The following is a 22,185-nucleotide window of genomic DNA, read 5'->3' on the forward strand; positions in this document are numbered from 1 at the left end:
CATGCTTATTAGCACGGTAGTTTGAATTAGGGAGGGCTATTTATGGCGAAGAATAAAGTTTATCAATATACAGCTGTAATTAAAGCTTCAGAAGTGGGTAAGGGTGGCGCTTATGTGGTTTTTCCTTACGATATTCGGGAAGAGTTTGGGCGTGGTCGTGTCAAAGTCCATGTCACCTTTGATGGTGTCCCTTATGATGGCAGTATTATTAATATGGGCGTTAAAAATCCCGATGGCTCAATTTGTTATATTATTGGTGTCCGCAAGGCAATTCGTGAGCAACTCCATAAAACAATTGGAGATTCATTAATAGTTACCGTTCAAGAAAAAGCATAAAAAAAGTGCCTTAGACAATCATTGTCTAGGGCATTTTTTAAATACTTTCCTCAGTCATTTAAGCTTTTTAGATAATGTACTAAATTCTTATTTCAAGTATTTTTCCCAATCAGGAACCTCTTGGAACTGAGCTCGTTCAAATTGATCTTTCATATCAAAGGGTACGGTTCCATCGATAACTAATTTTGAAGACATACCGCGGAAACGAATTGATTTAGGATCATATTCAGGCCGTTCAGATGGATCAAGTGGGTGATTGCGCATCCCTTGCAAGACCATTAGATCTTGGTCAGCTTGGAAACGTGTATTCATTGTCCAAATCACGTCATTCATGTCGAAAATATCAACATCATCATCAACCAGAATAACCGTTTTTAATTCTTTAAAGGCCGAAAAGGCTAGAAGAGCTGCTTGACGTTGAATACCTTCATCAGCCGCATTTTCTTTATGGATTTGCATAATGGTCATTAATTTGCCACCACCTGCTGGTGGATTATAAACATTTAACACTTTGCCAGGAATAGCACGTTCTACTAGCGAGAGAATACTTGCTTCCGTAGGGATTCCGGCCATACTAACGTGTTCTTCGCTAGGACCGATAACGGACTGCATGATAGGATTTTCTTTGCGATGAGTGACGGCGGTAACTTTAATCACTTGTAAAGCAGGATTAGCGTCACCATCATAACCAGGAAATTCCGGCATAGCTTTACCAGTATGGGTGTTGATATCTTCTTGGATACGTTCATTGGGCATAATATAACCTTCCAACGTATATTCAGCACGGGCAATGGCGTTTTCGTCAACAGTAATACCTTTAACTAATTCAACGGGTTGTTGTCGGATAGCACCAGCGACACCTAGCCCGTTGTAACCAAAAGGTGTGGTTGGTGGTTCAAAGGTTGCACCAATGGTAATAGCCGGATCAAGACCAATGCTAATGGTAATTGGCATTGGTTGATTAGCTTTTTCATATTCTTCAGCAAAGGCGCCAATATGACGACCACCCGGCATAATATAAATGCCGATTTTATCTTTATCTTCGAGCACCATGCGATGAATTGTGACATCACTCTTAGATTTATCCATACTTGAACCAGCAACAACGCCGACAGTAATATAAGGACCGGCATCCCGAGGCGTATTGGTTGGTGCAGCGACTAATTTGCGAATGTCAAAGTCTTCATCAGTTGCACGATGGATAACTTCGTGAGCTGGTGCGTCTTTTTCCTCAACCATCGTTGGCCAGACGGGTTTAGTAACAGCTTCGTTTAAAAACTGACCTAGAGTTTGATAATCATGATGGAACATTAAGCCGACGCGTTTACGGCTAGCCATTAAACCAATTAATACTCGAGTATCGTTAAAACCCTTGACATTGTTAAACATCATGGCTGGACCTTCCTGTGTTGGTCGTACAACTGTACCACCAGCGCCGATGTAACGATAGACACCAGCCAATTGGGCATCAGGATCAACCTCAACATCTGTTTCATGATATTGCCCGTCATGTTGCTGTAATTCTGCTAAGACTTTGCGTAAGTCCCATTTTTCTAAGCTCATGAATGATTCAACTCCTTTTTACTTTACAACTTCATCATAAAAGGACCAGTTAACCTCATCAATTCAAAAACGAATGAGTTAGATGACAAAATGGAATAGTAGAATATTTATAGCTAGTTTTTAAAATTAGTTTTAGCTAAATTGATCAGTTCAACAAGGACTGCTGTTTATCGACGAAACATGTTACAATGTGAACAGAGGGGTGATGCAGGCATGTTTCATAATATTGATTTGAAAAGTTTAAGTGAGTTGGAGCTAGATGTTTATAACTATATTATTAGTCATCCTAAGCAGGTTCAGCAATTAACAATTCGCCAGTTAGCTAGTGAGGCGCATGTTTCAACAACGACAATTAGCCGTTTTTGCCAAAAGATGAACCTTAGCGGCTTTTCAGAATTAAAATATGTCATTCGCGATGAGTTACACGCGGAACAACATGTTTATCCAAGTTACGACATCAGTACACCTTTAACAGATTTCTTTACTAAAGTTTCACGCGATGAATTTGACCAAAAGATTGATCAATGCGTCAAGATGATTCAACAAGCTAAGTTAGTCGTTTTTGTAGGGATCGGCAGTAGTGGTAGTTTGGGCGATTATGGTGCGCGCTTCTTAGCTAACGCCGGCGCGTTTGCCTTATCAATTAAGGATCCATTTCAACCATCATTACGCAATGATACGGATTTAAGTGAGACCTTGTTTATTGTTTTATCGGTTTCGGGAATGACTAAAGAGATTATTATGCGTTCAGGTGAGTACAAACAAAATGGCGCAAAAATTGTTGCAATCACCAACCATGAGCATTCCCCCATTACGACTTTAGCGGATTTGACTATTTCATATTATATGCCGGAACGTAATGCCGGCGATCACGTAAATATGACAACGCAAGTGCCAGTGGTCTACTTGCTCGAAACAATGGCTAATCGCTTTGCTGAAAGCTGATCAGCCGTCCAATAGAAACATGTTCCTTAATTGGAACATGTCTTTTTTTGTCTGATTTGTACCAAAACTGGCTGAATACCTTTTAATTTTTGAGGCAACCCAGTATGATTATTGGTGAGCTATGAAATCGCTTACAGAAATTATTTTATTCATAAATTTTTTATATGGGAGTGTGGTTTAGATGCAAAATTTTATTAACCAACGTATTTTACCGCCAGTTATGAAGTTTGTTTCAACTAAACCGATCAGCGCTTTGAAAAACGGTATGCTTTATGTCATGCCATTTACGATCGTTGGTTCGATTTTCTTGTTACTTGCGAATTTACCAGTTCCAGCGTGGTCAAACTGGATGGCCTCAACCGGAATGGTGCCATACTGGAATGTCGCTTATAATGCTTCTTTTGCAATTATGGCATTGTTTGCAGTTATCGGTATTGCGTTCTCTTATGTTCACGATGAGGGCTACGAAGGATTGCCTGCAGGCATGATTGCCGCAACTTGTTTCTTAATGGTTATGCGTCCATCTAATGGCGTAACAATTGGTGAAAAGGTTGTCGCAACACCTGCTCAAATGGCTCAAACAACTTTTATTGATCGTGATTGGTTGGGCGGCAAAGGTATGATTGCTGCAATTCTAATTGGTTTAATTGTCGGTATTGTTTATAGCTGGTTCTTGAAAAAGAACATCACAATTAAATTACCTGACCAAGTGCCACCTAATGTTGCATCATCATTTACAGCATTAATTCCTGCAACTGTTTTGATCACTGGTTTCATGTTAATCTATCTCTTCTTTGACAAAGTAACACATTCAACAATGACTGAATGGATTTATAAGGCTATTCAAACACCATTGCAAGGCTTAACAGATTCCTTCGGTGGTATGTTAGCTATTGCCTTCTTAGTACCATTCTTATGGTTCTTTGGTGTCCACGGTGCCACAATTGTTGGTGGTATTATGGGACCTCTTCTACAAGCTAATGCTTTGGATAACCAAAAGATTCTTGATTCAGGTAAAGCTTTAACTGTTGCTAATGGTGGCCATATTGTCACGCAACAATTAATGGATCAATTTATGACGGTTACTGGTTCTGGTATGACAATTGGCTTAGTTGTCTTCATGGTCTTCTTTGCTAAATCAGAACAATGGAAGACTTTAGGTCGTTTGTCACTTGTTCCTGGTGTATTTAATATTAATGAACCAATTTTATTTGCTGCACCAGTTGTTATGAACCCAATCTTAGGTGTTCCATTCTTCTTAGCACCAATGACATCTGCAATTTTAACTTGGGTTGCTATGCGATTAGGTTGGATTCCACTATTTGGTGGGACATTAGTTCCTTGGACAACACCACCAATTATTTCTGGATTTTTAGTCGGTGGTATCAAGATTGCCATTTGGCAAGCTTTAATGCTTGTTTTAACCTTCTTCATTTACCTACCATTCGCACGCAAACAAGATCAAATCTTATCTGCGCAAGAACATGGTGAAAATACAGAAGAAATTATTAACGAAGCTGAAGCTAAATAATTAACACACATAAGCCGGTCGCTGCGTTTTACGCTGGCCGGTTTTGTTGATAATGGTGTAAAATTGATGACGAAAGCGCTAAAATTATAAAAATTGAGAGGTTAACAATGACGAAATTAAGAAAAGATTTTCTTTGGGGCGGTGCAGTTGCTGCTCACCAATTAGAAGGCGGTTGGCAAGAAGGTGGCAAAGGAGTCAGTGTCGCTGATATTATGACAGCTGGTGCCAATGGAGTTCCACGTCGTATTACTAATGGTGTTTTACCGGGCGAGAATTATCCTAATCATGAAGCAATTGACTTTTACGGTCATTATAAAGAAGACGTGAAGTTGTTTGCTGATATGGGCTTTAAGTGCTTCCGGACGTCAATTGCTTGGACACGGATTTTCCCTAATGGCGATGATGCTGAGCCTAATGAAGCTGGCTTGAAGTTTTATGATGATCTGTTTGACGAAATGCATAAATATAATATCGAGCCGGTTATTACTTTGTCACATTTTGAAATTCCTTATCATTTAGTTACAGAATATGGTGGCTGGTCTAATCGTAAGTTGATTGATTTCTTCGTTAAATTTGCGGAAGTATGTTTCAAACGCTATCAAGGTAAAGTTAAGTACTGGATGACCTTTAACGAAATCAATAATCAGACTAATTATGACAGTGACTTCGCGTTGATGACTAATTCTGGCTTGACTGTTCAACCAGGCGAAGATATGGAAAGAACGATGTATCAAGCTTCTCACTATGAATTAGTTGCCAGTGCGTTGGCCGTACAAAAAGGCCATGAAATTGATCCTGACAATCAAATTGGTTGTATGATTGCGATGGTTCCTATTTATCCGCTTACTTCTAAACCAGCTGATATTATGATGGCTGAAAAAGCCATGCAATCACGTTATTGGTTCACCGATGTTCACTGCAATGGTCGCTATCCAAGTTGGATGCCAGTATTCTTTGAACGTCATGGTTATAATCTTGATATTACCGAAACAGATTTAGATGTCTTAGCCGAAGGTACGGTTGATTACATTGGATTTAGCTATTACATGTCTAATACAATTGAAGATCATGATGACAGCCCAGAATATCACTATGTAGAATCAAACAATCACACTAAGAACCCATATTTGGAAGAATCTGAGTGGGGTTGGGCAGTTGATCCAGAAGGCTTACGCTACGGTATGAACTGGTTCAACGATCGTTATCATTTACCACAGTTCATTGTTGAAAATGGTTTTGGTGCGGTTGATAAAATTGCTGAAGACGGTAAGATTCATGATGATTATCGGATTGATTATTTACGTCGTCATATTGAACAAATGAAGTTAGCTGTTGAATATGATGGTATTGATTTAATGGGTTATACACCTTGGGGCTGTATTGATCTTGTTTCTGCAGGAACTGGTCAAATGTCTAAACGTTACGGTTTTATCTATGTTGATAAAGACGATGAGGGCAATGGCACCTTAGCCCGTTCACCAAAAGATTCATTCTACTGGTACAAGAATGTTATCGCCAGTAATGGTGATGAATTATAAACTGACTTCCCAACTCAGTTTTCATGACTAATAGCTTTAATACGCGTATATCGTATTAGAGCTAGCCCATATATTAGAAAAACCGCAACTGATTAATATCAGTTACGGTTTTTTTATTACTATTATTTATTTAATAACGAACCAACCAAACAAGGTAAAGATCGCCAAGGTCAATAAGTTTAACGCTGTGAAACGAATTAAGAATTTACGACTATCAATGGTACCATAGCGAGTATATTGTTTAAAGGCCAATAGATTAGCCATAGAACCTACTAAAGTACCAAGTCCACCAATGTTAGCACCATAAAGTAATGCGGCGACATGATGGGTAAATTTAGCAAATAACACCGTTGTCGGGACGTTAGAAATGAATTGGCTAACCCCAATCGCACCGAAATAAACCGACGAAGGTGTTGTCACAAGACTAGCAATCGTTGTTTTGACGATGGCATTTTGACTAACGTCGCTGACAATAATGAAAAATCCCAAAAAGGTTAAAATTGTCGCATAATCTACTTTTGACATAATATTTGGTTTTAACGCAGTTGCCAAAACAGCTGTAACAATCGTACCCACCCAAGACGGAATAAAGCCTAGAACACCAGCAAAAACGATTAACGCAGCAATTATAGCAAGAATTGTCGGACGAGGGGGAATATAAATTTTCTGCGTACTAATGTGATCGATTGGTGTTGGTTTAAGTATAAAAGTATAGGCCGACGCCATAACGACACTAAAGATCGCAATGGGGATTGTCCAAGAGAAAAAATGCATCGCGCTAACGTGAAACTTAGCGAGAACAAAAATATTATGTGCGTTGCCAAACGGCGTTATAGCGCTGCCGAGATTTGCTGCCATCGTAATTAAAGTTACTGGCAGAATTTCGGGTAGCTTATATTGCTTAGCAACATAAAGATACAACGGAACTAAAGTTAAGACAGCGACATCGTTAGTTAAAAACATGGCACTTACGAATCCTAGAGCCAAGAATAACCAAACCAGTTGTCGTGTATTATTTGCATATCCAGTTAAGCGATAAGCACAATAGTCGAGGATGTGTAGATAATTAAAAATCTGAATCAAAATCATCATCGCAGTGAGTGACCATAAAGTATCAAAGTTAATATCGGCTAACCTTGGTCTTGCCATAATCAAACTCAATACTGCAAGAACGGCTGTAATTTGTAAGAGCCGATCCTTCAAGATCGATTTAATCATATTTATCAGATAAAATCCTTTCAACGTGAGTCCAACATTCCTATTTTGCGCCTTAAAACCGCTGTCAGCAACCCTTTTTTGTATTTTTAATCAATGATAACGCTTCTAATTTATAATGATTGATGACATTAATTATTAAGACAGCCGCTAGCTATGGTATGATCGTTAATAAGACTGGAATCATGGGGTGTAGTGTATATGACATCAATTGCACAGCAAGTGGCACAATTTTTAACTTGGTCACCGATAAAAATTAATCAATTTCGGCAGACTTTGTTAGTTTGGTATGATCAAGAAGGCCGACAATTACCGTGGCGAGTTGATCAAGAACCATATCATATTATGATTAGTGAATTAATGTTACAGCAAACACAGGTTCAAACCGTTATTCCTTATTATCAAAATTTTTTAGCTAAATTTCCGACAGTTGATGATTTGGCGGCGGCAACTGAAACTGACTTGCTAAACGCTTGGTCTGGATTGGGTTATTATTCGCGTGCTCGTAATCTCCAAAAAGCTGCTCAACAAATTGTAAACGACTATCAAGGCCAGTGGCCACAAACAGCTGTAGAATTACAAAATTTAGCAGGAATTGGCCCATATACTGCTAGTGCAATTGCTAGTATTGCTTTCAATGAACCAGTGGCCGCAATTGACGGTAACGCGTTTCGAGTTTTTGCTCGATTGCTAGAGATTGATCTAGATATTACCAAACCTAAATCACGGTTAGTTTTTCAAGAGGTTGGGAATCGATTAATTGATCCTAAACGGCCTGGCGAGTTTAATCAGGCTATTATGGATCTGGGCTCAAGTTATATGACAGCTAAAAATCCTGATAGTGCTCATTCACCAATCCGCGAATTTAATCAAAGTTGGCAAAATGGCACAGAATTGAACTACCCCGTTCGAACCAAAAAAGCTAAACCAGTGCCAATTGATTATTACGGATTGGCTATTCATAGTCCGGCAGGTTGGCTGTTTGAAAAACGACCTGAAAAAGGTATGTTGGCGCATTTATGGATGTTTCCTTTGATTAAAGTAGAAGCACTTGACGATGTGTCTGGCGATTCTGCTTTAGAGAAGTTAGCGGTTGTTTTTGCCGAACAGTCTGGGTTGGAACTGAATTTTCAGCCAACCGAACTAAAACCAATCACGCATACCTTTACGCATCAAAAATGGCAAATTACGATTGTCACGGCTGAATTAAAAACCGCAGAAAATTTGGAATTCTTCCCGGGACAATGGGTTCCGCAAGATAAAATTGCCGAATTACCCATGCCGACAGTTCAAGCTAAACTTAATCAACGCTTGTTTAAGTAGTGCGATTTTTAACTGCTAATAAGATTTTAGAACGTCCACAGATTATGCTGGACGTTTTTGTTTGCATTTAAAATTTACTTACTTTACATTAGTAATTGCAGGGGAGAGAACGCGTCCTACCTTAAAACTTGCCTATTAAGATTTGGTAGAGCGCAATTATCCTAGGAGGCTTTTTTATGGTAAAAGTACTAATTTTAGGTGCAAATGGCCAGATTGCTCGCTTAGCTACGGCACAGTTAGTTGATGCGAAGGCGGATTTACGTTTATTCTTGCGTAACGCAAATCGTTTGCAAAGTGAGAAGACAGGGCGTGCAGAAATTATTGATGGCGATGCTGCTAATGTTGCTGATTTAACGCAAGCAATGGCAGGCGTTGACGTTGTTTATGCTAATTTGGCTGGACACAATATTGAACAACAAGCTAAAAGTGTTGTGGCAGCAATGACACAAACGGGAATTAAACGTTTGATTTGGGTTTCAACTTTGGGAATTTATGATGAAGTTCCTGGTAAATTTGGTCAATGGAATCACCAAATGTTAGATGATGGCTACTTGCCAACTTATGCTGCAGCAGCCAAAGTAATCGAAACATCTGAGCTTGACTATACAATTATTCGGCCGGCTTGGTTGGATAATAAAGATGAAGTTGATTATGAGTTAACTCAAAAAGGTGAAGCATTTAAAGGGACTGAAGTATCTCGTAAGAGTGTGGCAACTTACATCGTACATTTGATTAATAATCCTAGTGAACAAGTTCGTCGTTCCGTAGGGATTAATAAGCCTAATACTGATGGTGATAAGCCGGCTTGGTACTAATCATTAGTTTAATTATTTTCAAAAATAAAATTTCGTGTTATACTCAAGACAATTTTTGACTAGAAATGAGGGATCCGTCCGTTGAGAATCTAACTTAATTCTTGAAATAACTTAATAGGTGATATTCGCACAACTAAAGTGTGGCTTATTAAGATTACTTTCAGAATTAGTTAGAGACTCACGGGCGAGGTCCCTTTTTGTGTGCGCGAATTGATTAAATGTGTGCTGCAATGTTGACCAAACCTCAAGTACTAATTCTGAAATATTGAATGCTAATAATGAGGTGATTTTATGTCTAACATTGAAATTAAAAATTTAACATTTGGCTATGATAGCCAGGGGACATTACTATTTGATCAAGCTAATCTAAATATTGATTCGTCTTGGAAATTAGGGTTAATCGGTCGTAATGGTCGCGGCAAAACGACGTTAATGCGCCTGTTACAAGAACAATTACCATATCAAGGACAAATTACTAAGCAACTTGACTTTACTTATTTTCCGCAAACCATTGCTAATCCTGATCAATTGATGTTTTATGCCATCCAAGAAATTTCTGATGCAGAGCAATGGGAAATTGAACGTGAATTAAATCTTCTCGGTGTTGATCCTGATATTTTATGGCGTCAGTTTGCTAGCCTTTCTGGTGGCGAGCAAACTAAAGTTTTGTTGGCACTTTTATTTATTAATGAAACTGATTTTCCATTGATTGATGAGCCAACTAATCATTTGGATATGACTGGGCGCCAACAAGTTGCCGATTACTTAAACAAGAAACAGCAAGGTTTTATTGTAGTTAGTCATGATCGTCATTTTGTCGATAGTGTGACCGATCATATTATGTCGATTGAAAAGAGCCAGATTCTGTTGTACCAAGGAAATTTTGCAACTTATGAAGTACAGAAAAAATTAAATGACGATTTTGAACAACAACAGAATGCTAAATTAAAAAAGAATATTTCGCGTCTACAACAATCAGCAGCTAAGAAAGCAAGTTGGTCTAATTCTCGGGAAGCCGATAAACATCATCAACGAACAGCACATGTGGGTAATGAACAGCGCTCAGTTGACAAAGGGTTTATCGGTTCGCGGGCTGCCAAAATGATGAAACGTTCTAAAAATATTGCCCAGCGAATGAATAACGAAATTGCTGATCAAGAGAAGTTGTTAAAGGATATTGAATACATTGATCCGTTAACCATGGCATTTCAACCAGTACATTATCAAAATCCCTTAATAATTAAAGAGGTACAGTTAGGTTATGATGAACAGTGGTTATTTAAGCCATTATCCTTTGATCTCAAAGTTCATCAACGCTTAGCAATTACTGGCCCTAATGGAGCTGGTAAATCATCACTGATTCAAGCAATTTTGCAGCAATTTACTGGCAATCAACGCGGAAGTATCACGTATCCTAAGCAATTACCAATTAGTTATGTACGTCAAAATTATGAAAATAATCGTGGCTCGTTAGCAGAATTTGCCGAGAAAAATCAGTTGAACATGCAAGATTTTCTAAATAATTTGCACAAATTAGGGATGGAACGACGTGTTTTTAATAATAAAATTGAAAATATGAGTATGGGTCAACGTAAAAAAGTTGAATTGGCCAAGTCATTGTCGCAACCAGCTGCTTTGTATATCTGGGATGAACCGTTAAATTATTTAGATGTTTTTAACCAGGAACAATTAGAAAATTTAATTCAAGAAGTGCAGCCAACGATGCTGATTATTGAACATGATTGCGATTTTATTGATAAAGTAGCTACTAATCAGTTAAAATTAGAGACGGTTGATTAGAAATTCAATCAGGTTTGACTAAAGTATCAAGCATTTTTCTTGCTTATTAAATGTAAGGATAATACAATTAATGTATTGAAAGTAATCGTGTCATAATTTTGCTGAGGTGATTAATATGGAAATCAAAATTAAAGAAGCAGCTGAAACTTATTTGCAGACTAAAGTAACATCTGATGATATTGTGCTCCTTGCCTTGAATGATGGCTCAAATCAATTCTCCAATATGGGCGGAACATGTACAATTGGCGCTAGTTTCCAATTTGTAATCGTTGATAAGATGTACGATAAATTTGACGTTTCCATTGAGAACAACATGGGTTTGAAGATGTTTACCAGCAAAGATGAACTTGCTTTTCTAACCGATGGTTTAAATGTAAACTACAAGAACGGCTTCTTAGTATTGTCAGATAATAGTGGTATTATCGACGGTGCCATGACAGTTAATCAATATCAACCACGGACTGAAGCTGAATTGAAAGAACAAATGGAAACAATTGGTCAAAAGAATTGCTAAATTAGATTATTGATAACCACGGATGATTTTTACCGTGGTTATTTTTTATGCTTAAATTTTATTTTTTAGGTGTTCATTTTCTGCTAAAATAGGCTCATTAACTGATAAAGGACTTGAAAAAATGAGTGCAGTGGCTTTTAAAGATGTTGAAACATTTCGTAATCGTTTAATTGATGAAATAAAAAGTCAATTTCATTTAGAAGAAAGTCAGGCCTTGGCTATCTTTCAGGCCGAGCGAACCAATGTTGGTCGTTATTGGTATCAACGTCTAAGCCGCGGCGAAGGAAACCTTCCAGAACTTATTAATTTAATGATGACAGATGAAGATGATCGTGAAGATACTTGCCGCGATTAAATTAGTTAAAGTTGCTGACTTTCAGAGCTTTTATTAGATTTAGCAGATTATTTGATACCAATACCAGTATTTTTGCCACAGTTGCGGTAAAATGAAGATGTGGTAATAGGGCTTTCAAATGGGAGGTTGGTCATCAATGACTGATTTAAAACAAAGAATTCATGTTATCGGTTGGTTAGCGCAAGAAGATCAAAAGATGTTAAGTGAAACAGATCGTTTATCCTTTTTTATGTTCTTTTATGAAGTACTACGTAAAGATTCAGGCTTAACGGCAGACTTTACGGGTTTTACCATCGAACCGTTGTTAGGACAACCGCAACTATTAGATTTTCGCGATGCTTATCGTCAAGATCCAGAGGGAGTTCTTGATGAGGCTAATCAGGCTTATCAAGAAAATCCAAACAAGGTTGATAAAGGGCTAGCAACAATGGCTTATGTATTGGTTCGCAATAATAGTTTGGGCTTCTTACAAGATTTTGTCCGCCAATTTGACTTTTGGAAAAATTGGCAAAAATATCATCGTCCTAGTCCGCTACGAGAATTAAGTATTCATGATCAAAATCGGATTGCCGAATATTTTAACCGTAATAATAAATAAAGATTTTAGCCTTGAGTTTTTCAGACAGTCGTTTGAAAAACTCAAGGCTTTTTTATAGCTAGTTAGTAGCCAATGACAATCAATTTAGCCGCTATTATTACTTTTTTTCGTTATACTAGAAAAGTAAAGAAGGTGACGACTTTGAGTGAAATTTCGTTATTTAGTGGTGCAGATGCGGATTTTGAACCACTTGCTAATCGCGTTCGGCCACGGAATTTAACCGAGTTTGCCGGGCAACAACAATTAGTTGGCCCAGGTAAAGTCTTACGAGAATTAATTGAACACGATCAAATTCCTTCTATGATTTTTTGGGGCCCACCTGGTGTTGGCAAAACAACTTTAGCGTCGATCATTGCTCAACAAACGCAGGCTAAGTTTATTAATTTAAGTGCGGTTACTAGCAGTATTAAAGATATTCGCCAAATTATGAAACAAGCTGAAGAAAATCGCCAGTTTGGTGAAAAAACAATTTTATTCATTGATGAAATTCATCGTTTCAATAAGGCGCAACAAGACGCCTTTTTACCTTATGTTGAAAAGGGCAGTATTATTTTGATTGGGGCCACTACTGAAAATCCATCCTTTGAAATCAATTCAGCGTTGCTGTCGCGAGCTAAAGTATTTGTCTTACAGGCATTAACTAGCGCTGATATTATTCGCCTGCTGAAAAATGCCCTAACAGATCCACGGGGCTATGGTCGCCAAAAGGTTGAAATCTCGGATGAATGTTTACAAATTATTGCTGATTTTGCTAATGGCGATGCTCGAATCGGATTAAACACGCTAGAAATGGCCGTTTTAAACGGGCAGCGCGCCGATGAAGTGACGACCGTAACTAAAAAAGGCTTGCAACAATTACTAGGCAAAAAGTCATTGCTCTATGATAAAAAAGGTGAAGAACACTATAACATGATTTCTGCGTTGCATAAGTCAATGCGTAATAGTGATCCAGATGCGGCGGTTTATTGGTTGGCGCGAATGCTTGAGGGCGGTGAAGATCCGCTTTATGTAGCACGACGCTTAGTTCGTTTTTCCAGTGAGGATATTGGCTTGGCAGATAGTCGAGCTTTGGAATTGGCAGTTGCGGCTTACCAGGCCTGTCATTTTATTGGCATGCCCGAGTGTTCCGTTAATCTAACTCAATTGGTTATTTATCTATCACTGGCGCCGAAGTCTAACGCGGCTTACTTGGCTTATTCAGCTGCCAAAAAAGACGCTTTAAATACCCAGGCTGAGCCAGTACCTTTGCAAATTCGGAATGCGCCGACCAAACTAATGAAAGAATTGAACTATGGTGCTGATTATCAGTACGCCCATGATACTGAAGATAAATTAACCACCATGCAAACAATGCCAGATAACTTGGTTGGTCATCAATATTATCAGCCAACTTCACAAGGCAGCGAAGTTAAATTTGCTCAGCGCTTAGCACAAATCAAACGTTGGCACCAAGAACATGACGATCTAGAAAAATAAATTGGTGGTCGGTGATAAAACCGTTTAAGGAGGTTAAATGACTATGTTGGGAGATAATAGATTGGCTTTTTTAGTGGTCGGATTACTAATTTCCTTAGCCATACTGGTATTAGTAGGCATTACTGTTTTTATTGTTCAACGTCAGGCTTGGCGCCGCTTTGCAATCAGTCGGCTACACGATTCAGACTTTCGCAAAAAACACCCGTTATTACAGTTAGCTGATCTACAACGATTGATTGATAATATTAAATTAGATTCGACAGTTAAAAATCATTCGGATCTAGCAGTATTAAAAGTTGCTTGGCTACCCTATTTGCGTTTAGCCTTTGCTAAAATTTTAGCTGAACAACATGTTGAAACAATTTATCCGCTGGCTCATTATGATATTGCAATTCGTGATGTATCAGATGAGCAATTATTAACGGCCAATACTTTATCAGCGTTGCTAGATTTAACCAATCCTATGTTAGCGCGACTTGAACCTCATATTAGGGCTTACGAAAAGGCTTTTAACCAGTATGCTGCTGAACAAAAATTAACACCAACACAACGCCAACAAGTTTTATCATTTTTTTCGATCCACGTTGATTATCATGAACAGCTTAATCCACAACAACTGGAACAGACTTTTCCAATTATTTTTACCTATCTATTCAAAAAAGATCAATTAGCTACTTTAGCGGCAACTAATGAGACAATTCCTCGCTGGTTGGCGAATTATTTACAGGATCATTTAAATTAGGCCAATCTAAATATCTGATTAAATACAGCTAACATTTTGCTGTCTTTTTGAAATATAACATGATAAAGTAGGAATGTAGACAGGTGCGAAGAGGCAGGCAACCTTGATAACAACACTTGCGAAAATTAAAGAATTGTTGTTAATTGGCTTGCCATGCTTTCACACCGGATAGGAGTGTGAGACATGATGGTCGATTTTTTTGTAGGATTAGCACCATGGCAACAAGCACTTATCGGAACTTTATTTACTTATGGCATGACAGCATTAGGTGCAGGTTTAGTCTTTTTCTTTAAAACGATTAACCAAAACGTTTTAAATTTAATGCTGGGTTTTGCCTCAGGTGTCATGATTGCTGCTAGTTTTTGGTCATTATTGGATCCTGCTATTGCGCAGGCGGAAGAAAATGGTGATATTGCTTGGTTGGTTGTAGCGGTTGGTTTTGCGGCCGGAGGATTATTTTTATATTTAGCAGATAAGTTAATCCCTCATTTACCAATTGGTCAGGACCGCGATAAGGGAGACTTTCCTTCTTATTTACGACGGACAATCTTGTTGGTCTTTTCAATTACGTTGCATAATATTCCTGAAGGCTTGGCAGTTGGTGTAGCTTTTGGTGCGGTAAGTCAAGCTAGTCACCCTGCAGTAGCAGTAGCTGCTGGGATTTCGGTTGCACTAGGTATTGGTATTCAGAACTTCCCCGAAGGTGCGGCAGTATCGATTCCTTTACGTCAAGGCGGCCTAAGTCGTGCTCGTGCTTTTGCATATGGACAGGCCTCAGGAATTGTTGAACCGATTGCAGGTGTTGTAGGGGCATTACTTGTTAGTAGAATGACAGCTATTTTACCTTACGCGCTAGCCTTTGCAGCTGGAGCGATGATCTATGTCGTTGTTGAAGAATTAATTCCTGAAGCCCAACAAAGTGTTGAACGTAAAAATCATACGGCAGTTTTTGGCGTGATGGTTGGCTTTATTATCATGATGATCTTGGATGTTGCTTTAAGTTAATAATCATTAAAAAAGATCTTATTCTTAGCTTTTAATAGGCTAAGATTAAGATCTTTTTATTTTGTATTGGGGCAACCTAATAAAATAATTTAAATAATGGCGAGAATAACAAAGTTTGCAATAAAACCGATTGTGACAATCCAGAGCACTGGATGAATTTCTTTTGCTTTGCCAGTAATCGTCTTGATTAAGCAGTAAGTGATGAATCCGGCAGCAATACCATAAGAAATGTTGTAGCAAAGTCCCATAAAAATTGAGGCCATAAATGCAGGAATTGCTTCTTCTAGATTGTTCCAATCAATCTCTTTAAACGTACCCATCATCATTACGCCGACTGCAATTAATGCAGGTGCAATCGCCTGTGTTGGAATAATTGAAATAAATGGTGCAAATAAACTACTTAATAAGAATAAACAAGCGGTGACGACACTGGTTAAGCCTGTACGACCACCAGCACCAATTCCGGCGGCACTTTCAACGTAAGTGGTGGTGTTACTAGTACCAAAGATAGCGCCAATCGAAGTAGCAATTGAGTCGGCGAATAAAGCTTTGTCCATTTTTGAGGAGAATCCGTGGCCGTTTTCCATTTCTTGTTCATCTTCGGCAGAGAAAATCCCAGTTCGTCGTCCGGTTCCAATAAATGTACCTAACGTATCAAAGGTATCTGAGAAACTAAAGGCAAAAATTGTCATGATCACTAGGGGTAACTTATCAGCGTTACTGAATAAAGCTCCCATTCCATGAGCACCGAAAGCAGCACCAAAAGTAGTGTGTAGCTGTGAAATTGAATTACCTAATGAGTTGGCACCAGAGACATGCAGGTTGGTAACGCCCATGGGAATACCAACGATTGTTGTGATTATAATACTTAGAAGCACAGCACCAGGAACTTTTTTTACCAGTAGAATAATCACAATAGCTAGACCAAGTAAGGCTAATAAAGCACCGGACTGCGAAAAGTTAACCAGTGCTGGCACAATACCACCGTTTGAAACAATGCTAGTAATGCCACCTTTAAAAGTGGTTTGAGCAGCATCAAAGGCCTGATTGTTGATGCTAACAATACTTGAAGGTTCGGAAGTGAATTGTAAGAATCCTGCATTTTTAATCCCAATATAGGCGATGAAAACACCAATTCCGCCGCCCATAGCTTGTTGTAATGTTTCGGGAATGGCTTTGATAATCATTTTCCGAACTTTCGTAACGGTAATCAAGATGTTGATCAATCCACAAATAAAAACTAAGGCTAAAGCTTCTTGCCAGCTAAAACCTAAGGCAAAACAGACCGTATAAGTAAAGAAGGCATTTAGCCCCATTCCTGGAGCTAATGCATATGGAACATTGGCAAACAATCCCATGAATAACGTACCGACTGCTGAAGCAATGATTGTAGCTAAAAAGACGGCCTGAGAAGGCATGCCGGTTAATGAAAGAACAGACGGATTAACAAAAAGAATATATGACATTGCAAAAAATGTAGTGACACCGGCCATGAGCTCGGTGCTAATTTTTGTTCGGTTTTCCGTGAGCTTAAAATAACGATCCATTAGATAATGTTCCCCTTTTCTTGAAATATATGCTTATCATAACGAATTGCCATTGAATAATCAAGGTTAAACACGAACTATTTTTAAAAAATAAATAATAATTGTTCTCGAAATTATCCGTTTGCTTTGGACGGTGATAACTGAAACTGTTATTTAGAACTTCTTCGCGCTTCCGCAAAGTTGCATAGGAAATGTGGTGGGGATCGTGGCGGAAAATAAATACTTATCGCTGGAACGTAGTGGGCGTTGCTTGAAGCTAATTTTTTCAAAATTGTCTCCAAGGTAAGCCTTATTGTAGGCGATAAATCGCCTATAATAATTTCACTACTGAGCGGTATTTATTTTCCGCCACTTAGTTAGCAAGATGGCAACTTTGCTCCAGAGCTGATAAATTTATGGTTAAGTCACTTCCAATTTTTAGAGGTGTAAAGCTGCAGTTAAGTTTCACCAAATCTCTTTCGTCAGTGCCGAAGGGAAATTGCGGTCAGCCGAGAAATTGTTGTTAGCAATTTATTGCTTACAACAAAGCTCGTATTTAAGACGAATTGATTTTTATTCGGCTTAAATCGATGCTCGCAGCGTATTTCTCGGAGGCGCGAAGAAGCTGTTATTTACATTTTCAACAATGAAAGTAAATAACTTTTAAATAAAGACGACAAAAAAGACTTCGAGATTAATTCTCGAAGTCTTTTTTAGATTTAACAATTAATCTAAGAACTTAAACTTGCTCCAAGGTTTGATGAAGTCAAGTAAGATTAATTCGTCAGCTGAAATTGAACCGACTTTATTTTTACGAGTGTCAGAGTGGGGTTCAAGAACTAGTTGTAATTCGTTCTTGTAAATGCCAAAGTCATCGTTACCAACCACAATATCGCCGCGTTGGAATTCATGGGTGTTGTCATGTGGTGCATTAGGCACTTCTTTATAGTAAACACGTGGCATAGTTGAACGAATAACCAAAGTATTCATATCACCACGACGGAAGTGTTGATTATCAAGAACGACAGTTTTTTCGATATCGTTCACATCATCAACAAAGTCGATGTGGAATTGAACTTGATAACGATTTAATTTAGATAAAGCTTCTAATTCTTCTTCAGAAGCATAAGCGTTACCGATGATGACATCATCAATCATGTTAGTTGCAAATAAATGTTTAGCTTGAACATCAACTGGTAAGCGACGGTCAACTTCCATTGTTGGCAAGCCATCGTTAACGTTCCATGGGCCCATGTTACCAACTTGGCTGGCTACAAAGGCAGCGGTGTGGATACCAAAGTCACGGAAACGTTTGCTACATTCCATAAAGAAGTCATATGGTAAGGCAGTACCAACTTGTGGATAGAAGTTGTGGCAGCCATAAATGAATGATTCATTAGCTTGATAGCTGATAATGTTGTTCAAGTAATCAACATTATTACTCATATTTAATTCAATGATCAAACCATATTTGTTGTAAGACAACATTGCCTCAGTTGCACCGTCAAAACCTTGGTCCAAACGAATACCAGCAACATGTAAGTCAGCGAAGAATTTCAAGTCAGAATAGCTAATGCCTAACTGATCAAAAATTCGTGGTGAAACATCGATAATTGTTTGATAGCCCAAGTCGTTACCAACATCAACAATTTTTTGATATTTTGTTTTTGTTTCTTCTACGGAACCTTGTACTTCCAACATACTCATGAAAATACGGGAGAAACCATATTTGTGACCTAATTCAAGGTAATGTTTGTCATCTTCAAAATTACTATGATCTGGATAAATAGATAAACCTAATTGACGCATTGTCAATTGAATCACTCCTTTGAAATTACGCGTGTTAAATTAATTATGAACGCGATTACATAATGAACAATTATCATTATGACACGCTGATATTTAATAAATCAAGCGATAAAAATGTATAATAAAAATTGGTCTATATCAATTTTTGGTTAAGATATTAAGTGCTATATGAGGATTTGTTTGAATTATGTTAATCCAGTTAAAGCGAGGTTAATTAGAAGTGCATATTTTATTTTCAAAAAATGAAAGCGGTCTAGCAAAAAAATAATTTTTTGAAACTATTATTTCACAATTTTACTGCCATTCTTCCCAAAAAATGGCACCGCGACCATTATTTGTTGAAACAACATGCCCTTTAATTTCAGGATAAACATGATTGATTTGTTGTAACAAAGTTTCGCGGTAAAAGTCGTTATGCACTAAAACTGATCCAGAAAAAGCAATTCGTTCCGGAATAGGTGCTTGGTATTGCTTAATTAAACCGAGCACTTCGCCCGCTAAAGCCGTTGCTTGCTCAATTAGTATTCGTTGCGCAGTTTGGTCACCTTCTTCAGCTAATTCTGCAATTTTAGCAGCAAGTGAAGCGACGTCTTTACGATTGAGCTGATAGTATTTTTGAACTGCTTGTTTAATATTAGTGGCATTAAGCCAGTTGATTAATGGTTCAATGAGGCTATTAGCTTGATTTAGATCATGAGCTTTAAGCGCATTAATCATGGCCTCGGCTGTAATTTTATAAGCACTACCAGTATCACCAAGTAGAAAACCCCAACCACCGTAACGCATCATTTTTTTATTTTGCCGGCCATAAACAACTGAGCCAGTGCCAGCGATAACTAAAGTACCATCTTCGCCTTCTAAACCATTCAACAGTGCTAATTGAGCATCACTAATAACATCAACTTTGACTTCGAATTTCTTAGTGAAGTAGTTAGCGACTTCAGTAGCATTGCCGGTTGTTTCGACACCAGCAATGCCAATTAAAACATGTTGACAATCAGCTTGGGGCATATTTTCAAAGATAGTTGTTAGGATTGTAGTGAGATTTCGGTAAGTTCCCGGTTCGTCTAATAGGATATTACCAGGACCACTTTGTGTTTCAAAAAGAACTTTACCAGTATCAGTCAGTGCTTGTCCCACAATATGGGTGCCACCACTGTCAACGCCAATTACATATTTCATTTAAGGATGCCTCTTTATCAGTTTTTATTTCCACCATTTCAAGCAAATCTTTTTAAAAATAAAAAAATTATTGATTGATTTCAGTGAATTTTGCCTGTCATTACAACCTTAATTATAAATTGTTGGAATTTTTTTTCAATATTTAATTGAAAAAAATGATTTTTTGTTTTATAAATGAGTTATACCTTTTTAATTATGTGAGGAAGACAAATATGGCTTTTTTAACTCTTTCACGTTCTTCAAAAATTTTGGAGACTCAAACAAAGGTACAAGTAATTATACCGGATCAACTAACTGAGGGCCGGAAATTACCTGTGCTGTGGTTGTTGCATGGCTTAGGTGATAACGGTAGTTGCTGGCAACGTAAGACAAATCTTGAGCAATTAGCAAGCAAATATCAACTTTGTATTGTGATGCCTGACGGTGGTCGTAGTTTTTATACAAATATGGCTTATGGTGGTCGTTACTGGGATTATTTGACACAAGAGCTAATCCCACAAATGCGTGCCTACTTACCTATTAGTACAGAAGCCGCTACTAACTATATCGCTGGCAATTCAATGGGTGGCTATGGTGCTTTAAAGTTAGCACTCAAGAAAACTGACTGGTTTAGTGCTGTGGCAGCTATTTCACCAGTCGTTGATTTAAGTGTCGTACCAAGCATTATGCCTGATTATCAAGCAGTGTTTGGTAAAACGGGTATTACTAAACCGGAGTATCAATTGCAAACAATGGCTCAAAATGCTGACTTACAGTCTTTACGTCAATTGCGTTGGTATCATGCAATTGGGGATCAAGATTTTATGAAGCACCCTAACGATATGTTTAATGATTATTTAGTCGACCAACTTGGTCTAACAGTGGCTTATAACAAAGGGCCTGGTGATCATGATTGGGATTATTGGAACGAACAAATTCGCATGGTGCTTAATTGGCTCATGGTAAATGAAAACGAGGTCGTAAAGTAAATGAATAAACGGACAACTGAGATGCGTAACCCTGCCACAATGGCAATTGATGAAATGTCGACTCAGCAAATTTTAACCACAATTAATCAACAGGATCAGCAAGTTCCGATTGCTATTGGTCAACCAGAACTATTAAATATGATTACTCAAATTGTTGATACGGTTGTTGAGAGTTTCAAAAAAGGCGGGCGTCTCTTTTATATTGGTGCCGGGACAAGTGGTCGCTTAGGAATCCTTGATGCTGCTGAATGTGTACCAACTTTTGGTACTGATCCAGAAATGGTTCAAGGATTAATCGCTGGCGGTAAAAAGGCGATGACTGAAGCAGTTGAAGGCGCTGAAGATTCTGTTGAAGGTGGTCGTGCGGACTTAGTTGCTCGCAACCTTTCTGATAAAGATTTCGTGTTGGGCTTAGCTGCTAGTGGCTCAACACCATACGTTATTGGCGGTTTAGATTACGCAAAAGAAATCGGTGCTAAAACTGGCGCGTTAAGTTGTAACCAAGGTGCACTAATCAGTGACCATGCTGACTATGCAATTGAAGCCGTTGTGGGTCCTGAAGTTGTGACTGGCTCAACACGAATGAAGGCTGGCACGGCCGAAAAATTAATTTTAAATATGATTTCTACAACAGCGATGATTAAAATGGGTAAGGTTTATGGTAATCTAATGGTAGATGTTAAACCAACCAATTTAAAATTAGTCGATCGGGCAAAACGGATTATTGCTGATGCAACCAGTGTTGATTACAAAACAGCTGAAAAGTTCTTTATTGCTGCTCATCAACAACCGAAAATTGCCATTGTCATGATTAATGGTGATGTTGATTACGAAGCAGCCGTTACTGCTTTGGCTGCGACAGATGGCTTTATCGCTGCTGCACTTAAATATTTACGAAAATAATTAGGTGAATCCCAATAACAGGTTATTGGGACACGTTTAAA

At 38.2% G+C, this 22,185-nt stretch carries 20 protein-coding genes; 15 read left to right on the plus strand and 5 right to left on the minus strand.

From position 1 onward, the window contains the following. Nucleotides 1–42: 42 nt before the first annotated feature. The gene (locus FC84_RS05420; protein ID WP_057756594.1) at nucleotides 43–336 is read left to right on the plus strand and encodes a DUF1905 domain-containing protein; all 294 of its coding nucleotides are present in this window, start codon (nucleotides 43–45) and stop codon (nucleotides 334–336) included. 87 nt (nucleotides 337–423) lie between these two features. Here FC84_RS05420 and FC84_RS05425 read toward each other — a convergent pair whose 3' ends face one another. Further along, complete coding sequence (locus FC84_RS05425) at nucleotides 424–1,899, minus strand: UbiD family decarboxylase (RefSeq protein ID WP_057756596.1); 1,476 nt, start codon at nucleotides 1,897–1,899, stop codon at nucleotides 424–426. A 213-nt stretch (nucleotides 1,900–2,112) separates the two neighbouring features. Here FC84_RS05425 and FC84_RS05430 point away from each other — a divergent pair, with 213 nt between their 5' ends. From FC84_RS05430 to FC84_RS05440, 3 genes are all read left to right on the plus strand, one after another. Beyond that, nucleotides 2,113–2,844 (plus strand): MurR/RpiR family transcriptional regulator, encoded by a 732-nt coding sequence (locus tag FC84_RS05430; protein ID WP_057756597.1) that lies wholly within the window; start codon nucleotides 2,113–2,115, stop codon nucleotides 2,842–2,844. Between the two features lie 181 nt (nucleotides 2,845–3,025). Beyond that, nucleotides 3,026–4,375, plus strand: a complete 1,350-nt coding sequence (locus FC84_RS05435; RefSeq protein WP_057756599.1) for a PTS sugar transporter subunit IIC — start codon at nucleotides 3,026–3,028, stop codon at nucleotides 4,373–4,375. Nucleotides 4,376–4,482: 107 nt separating this feature from the next. Next, nucleotides 4,483–5,913 carry a 6-phospho-beta-glucosidase gene (locus tag FC84_RS05440; protein ID WP_057756601.1) on the plus strand — a complete coding sequence of 477 codons (1,431 nt, stop codon included), beginning with the start codon at nucleotides 4,483–4,485 and terminating at the stop codon, nucleotides 5,911–5,913. A gap of 126 nt (nucleotides 5,914–6,039) precedes the next feature. Here FC84_RS05440 and FC84_RS05445 read toward each other — a convergent pair whose 3' ends face one another. Then, nucleotides 6,040–7,137 carry an SLC13 family permease gene (locus tag FC84_RS05445; protein ID WP_057756682.1) on the minus strand — a complete coding sequence of 366 codons (1,098 nt, stop codon included), beginning with the start codon at nucleotides 7,135–7,137 and terminating at the stop codon, nucleotides 6,040–6,042. 192 nt (nucleotides 7,138–7,329) lie between these two features. Here FC84_RS05445 and FC84_RS05450 point away from each other — a divergent pair, with 192 nt between their 5' ends. The 9 genes from FC84_RS05450 to FC84_RS05490 all read left to right on the plus strand — a co-directional run bounded on the left by FC84_RS05450 (nucleotide 7,330) and on the right by FC84_RS05490 (nucleotide 15,756). After that, nucleotides 7,330–8,451: an A/G-specific adenine glycosylase gene (locus tag FC84_RS05450; RefSeq protein WP_057756603.1), complete on the plus strand. Its 1,122-nt coding sequence runs from the start codon at nucleotides 7,330–7,332 to the stop codon at nucleotides 8,449–8,451. 176 nt (nucleotides 8,452–8,627) lie between these two features. After that, nucleotides 8,628–9,266, plus strand: a complete 639-nt coding sequence (locus tag FC84_RS05455; protein ID WP_057756605.1) for an SDR family oxidoreductase — start codon at nucleotides 8,628–8,630, stop codon at nucleotides 9,264–9,266. Between the two features lie 291 nt (nucleotides 9,267–9,557). Further along, nucleotides 9,558–11,066, plus strand: coding sequence for a ribosomal protection-like ABC-F family protein (abc-f, locus tag FC84_RS05460; protein ID WP_057756606.1), 1,509 nt, complete (start codon nucleotides 9,558–9,560; stop codon nucleotides 11,064–11,066). A gap of 115 nt (nucleotides 11,067–11,181) precedes the next feature. After that, nucleotides 11,182–11,580, plus strand: coding sequence for an iron-sulfur cluster biosynthesis family protein (locus FC84_RS05465; RefSeq protein WP_057756608.1), 399 nt, complete (start codon nucleotides 11,182–11,184; stop codon nucleotides 11,578–11,580). Nucleotides 11,581–11,701: 121 nt separating this feature from the next. Next, on the plus strand, nucleotides 11,702–11,935 hold the full coding sequence (locus FC84_RS05470) for a hypothetical protein (RefSeq protein ID WP_057756610.1): 234 nt from the start codon (nucleotides 11,702–11,704) through the stop codon (nucleotides 11,933–11,935). 136 nt (nucleotides 11,936–12,071) lie between these two features. Next, complete coding sequence (locus tag FC84_RS05475) at nucleotides 12,072–12,533, plus strand: hypothetical protein (protein WP_057756612.1); 462 nt, start codon at nucleotides 12,072–12,074, stop codon at nucleotides 12,531–12,533. Nucleotides 12,534–12,674: 141 nt separating this feature from the next. Further along, nucleotides 12,675–14,009, plus strand: coding sequence for a replication-associated recombination protein A (locus FC84_RS05480; protein ID WP_057756613.1), 1,335 nt, complete (start codon nucleotides 12,675–12,677; stop codon nucleotides 14,007–14,009). 37 nt (nucleotides 14,010–14,046) lie between these two features. Next, the gene (locus tag FC84_RS05485) at nucleotides 14,047–14,751 is read left to right on the plus strand and encodes a hypothetical protein (RefSeq protein WP_151425813.1); all 705 of its coding nucleotides are present in this window, start codon (nucleotides 14,047–14,049) and stop codon (nucleotides 14,749–14,751) included. 186 nt (nucleotides 14,752–14,937) lie between these two features. Further along, on the plus strand, nucleotides 14,938–15,756 hold the full coding sequence (locus tag FC84_RS05490; protein ID WP_057756684.1) for a ZIP family metal transporter: 819 nt from the start codon (nucleotides 14,938–14,940) through the stop codon (nucleotides 15,754–15,756). Nucleotides 15,757–15,845: 89 nt separating this feature from the next. Here the strand turns inward: FC84_RS05490 and FC84_RS05495 are convergent, their stop codons facing one another. From FC84_RS05495 to FC84_RS05505, 3 genes are all read right to left on the minus strand, one after another. After that, entirely contained in the window at nucleotides 15,846–17,303 is a 1,458-nt protein-coding gene (locus FC84_RS05495) for an NCS2 family permease (RefSeq protein WP_057756617.1), read from the minus strand. Nucleotides 17,304–18,008: 705 nt separating this feature from the next. Next, nucleotides 18,009–19,097, minus strand: a complete 1,089-nt coding sequence (locus tag FC84_RS05500) for a DUF871 domain-containing protein (protein WP_057756618.1) — start codon at nucleotides 19,095–19,097, stop codon at nucleotides 18,009–18,011. 288 nt (nucleotides 19,098–19,385) lie between these two features. After that, entirely contained in the window at nucleotides 19,386–20,273 is an 888-nt protein-coding gene (locus tag FC84_RS05505) for an N-acetylglucosamine kinase (RefSeq protein WP_057756620.1), read from the minus strand. A 212-nt stretch (nucleotides 20,274–20,485) separates the two neighbouring features. Between FC84_RS05505 and FC84_RS05510 the strand changes: the two genes are divergently transcribed. Together FC84_RS05510 and murQ are read left to right on the plus strand one after the other, a co-directional pair. Further along, the gene (locus FC84_RS05510; RefSeq protein ID WP_057756622.1) at nucleotides 20,486–21,241 is read left to right on the plus strand and encodes an alpha/beta hydrolase; all 756 of its coding nucleotides are present in this window, start codon (nucleotides 20,486–20,488) and stop codon (nucleotides 21,239–21,241) included. Beyond that, nucleotides 21,242–22,144: an N-acetylmuramic acid 6-phosphate etherase gene (gene murQ, locus FC84_RS05515; RefSeq protein ID WP_057756624.1), complete on the plus strand. Its 903-nt coding sequence runs from the start codon at nucleotides 21,242–21,244 to the stop codon at nucleotides 22,142–22,144. It begins immediately after the preceding gene. Nucleotides 22,145–22,185: the final 41 nt, after the last annotated feature.

This window comes from Lapidilactobacillus dextrinicus DSM 20335 (assembly GCF_001436095.1).
GTDB classification, from domain to species: Bacteria; Bacillota; Bacilli; order Lactobacillales; family Lactobacillaceae; genus Lapidilactobacillus; species Lapidilactobacillus dextrinicus.